This window comes from Armatimonas sp. (genome assembly GCF_031410135.1).
Taxonomy (GTDB): domain Bacteria; phylum Armatimonadota; class Armatimonadia; order Armatimonadales; family Armatimonadaceae; genus Armatimonas.
This window is the reverse complement of record NZ_JANNYP010000132.1, coordinates 1-2,152: the sequence shown is the minus strand read 5'-3', so window position 1 is coordinate 2,152 and position 2,152 is coordinate 1. Positions and strand designations below refer to the sequence as shown.

3 protein-coding genes are annotated in these 2,152 nt (G+C 55.9%); 1 reads left to right on the top strand and 2 read right to left on the bottom strand.

What is annotated here, in order from left to right; genetic code table 11:
- A partial coding sequence (locus RMO15_RS04850) for a type IV toxin-antitoxin system AbiEi family antitoxin (protein ID WP_309708578.1) occupies positions 1-1,016 on the bottom strand: 1,016 nt, incomplete at its 3' end.
- A 279-nt stretch (positions 1,017-1,295) separates the two neighbouring features.
- On the opposite strand from RMO15_RS04850, the gene RMO15_RS04845 reads away from it, so the two are divergent.
- Positions 1,296-1,718, top strand: a complete 423-nt coding sequence (locus tag RMO15_RS04845; RefSeq protein ID WP_309708576.1) for a hypothetical protein — start codon at positions 1,296-1,298, stop codon at positions 1,716-1,718.
- Between the two features lie 214 nt (positions 1,719-1,932).
- Here RMO15_RS04845 and RMO15_RS04840 read toward each other — a convergent pair.
- On the bottom strand, positions 1,933-2,152 hold a 220-nt coding region (locus RMO15_RS04840), incomplete at its 5' end, for a pentapeptide repeat-containing protein (RefSeq protein WP_309708574.1).

Genomic DNA, 2,152 nt, shown 5'->3' with positions numbered 1-2,152 from the left:
GCCAGTCTTTCACGTCGTAGATGTGCCGCTTGCTCCTTGCCGCGTCCAGGCGATGCCCACAGGTCCAGGTAGAGTTGCACGTCACTGGCAACCCAGAGTTCCTCACAGTGCTGGCGGTAGAGAAACGCCCCATCCGTTTTGGTGCGCAGGAAGAGTACGTTGGCCCCCTCCTCAGCAGGCTGGAGTTTATGCTCCGCCACGAGTGCTGTCAGATCGGCTTGGGCAGGCAAGAGAAAAGCAAGCTCGCTCAGCTCACTCAGGTGCGGGGCACGATGGAGCGCTCCCAAAGTCAGCGTGGCCGCGTAGGGTATTCCCTTCTGCTCCAGGCTCTCTCCAAGTGCCAAGGCCAGCTCCTCCAGCGAGCCGCTCCAGCGGTAGTAGCGCTGGATGTCATAGTCCTTCAGGCGATGTTTGGCAGCCCAGGCATCCAGCAGGGCATCTGGCGCAGTGAGCTTGCGGGTTGACAACGGTCCACGTCCGGAGCGCTCCATCCAGAGCATCTTCTCCAGCGTCTCACAGACCTTCAGAGCCGTTCCCGCAGCGACCTTGGCTTCTTGAGCCAGTTCGGTGACATGCCAAGCCTGATTTGGGCTTTGAAGGAGGGCATGAAGGACGCAAGCAGTCTTGCCCTGAAAGATGTCTGGCTCTGAGCTTCGTGAGGGCTGGGCTTTTGCCGCCATCTGCTCTCGTAAGATATAGATTCCCTTTGCATGAACAAACAGATGCCCATTCAGATCGAAGTAGCCTACCCCTTCGGCTTGGAGCCATTGGCGACTGGCGGCTGTTAGGCTCGGGGCAGCGACAAACAGGATCTCCTCGGGTGCGAGCTGAGCCCGCCTAGGAAGGACGGCAGCTTGTACGTCTCGTGGGAAGCCATTGGCTCGCTCGACGACTCGTAGGAGTACGCTTACCCCAGCAACGCACACCTGAAGGAGGTCTACGTCCTGTGCTCGCTCCACTTGGACTCCGGGTAAAGCGGCGAGTTCAGCGACGAGGCTTTCGATGGATATATTCACTGATTTCATATAATTTACGGTACAGTGAATTATATCATATTAGTGCATTTGCCTATTAATACCTTGAAAACTGCCAACCTGTGGAGGTTATGAGCTGCCTCACTTTAAAATCGACAGCGCAAATAAACGGTTGTTCAAACAGACTATAAGAAGACTGCCTGAAACCCGTTTTACGAAAGTGCCTATGGGAAAAGTGTCCAGGGAAATGCCGGGTCTACACCCCCCAGAAAAGTAGGAGCCTTAGATGGTATGCTCAGACTAACCGAAGGGAGTACTGAGATGGCACAATCGGAAAAGGCAAAAGGCAAGCGAGACAAAGCATCGCCCTTTGGCCAGTGGATGGATGAGGTGGCAGTAAGCAAGGGAACCTCGCTCCAAGAGATCGCGAGATATATCAACCAGGAGTATCTGTTTGTGTCACGCCTCTCCGATGGGACTAAAAGTCCCACCTACGATATGGCGAGGCAGATTGGGGAAATGGTCGAGGATATTGCTGGAGCGCTAGCGGCAGCCGGTTTTGCTGCGCCTGCTTCCCAGTCCAAGGCATCTCCCCTCGCGGTTCGTCAAGCGAGTGTCCGGCGAATGCTCGCCAGCGGGGACGAGCTGACGGTGAACCCCAATGATCCCAATCCCAATGACACCGCGCGTCGAACGGAAGCATTCCTGCTGGAACTTCGGAAAGAAACTCGTATAGACGGATAGAGCGTGCAGGGCGCTGTAGTGCGCCCTGCTTGTCAAGCCATCTTTGAAACCGATCAAGCCTAAAGCGACCCACCTTCGATTGAGTTCCATTCGGCAACTCTTCCAAAACGCTCCTTAGGAAGAGGCTCCTCCGATACGATAGCGTCAAAAAAACGGTAGGGACAGCCAGAGTGCTGTCCCTACCGCCCGTGTGATATGTGGACGAGGACAAGGGTTAGAGGCCATTCGTATACGCGTCTTTCTTGATGCCAGTCAGATTCGCCCCAGTCAGACTCGCCTCACTCAGATTCGTCCCTTTCAGATTCGCCCCAGTCAGATTCGCCCCAGTCAGATTCGCCCCACGCAGATCCGCCCAACTCAGATTCGCCCCACGCAGATTCGCCACACTCAGATCCGGCGCGGGGAGATACGCCCCGAGCAGAATCGCGTCGGGG

Bases quoted from the DNA above. Each gene is read 5' to 3' on its own strand.
- RMO15_RS04845 (WP_309708576.1), top strand. From the start codon at position 1,296: ATGGCACAATCGGAAAAGGCAAAAGGCAAGCGAGACAAAGCATCGCCC.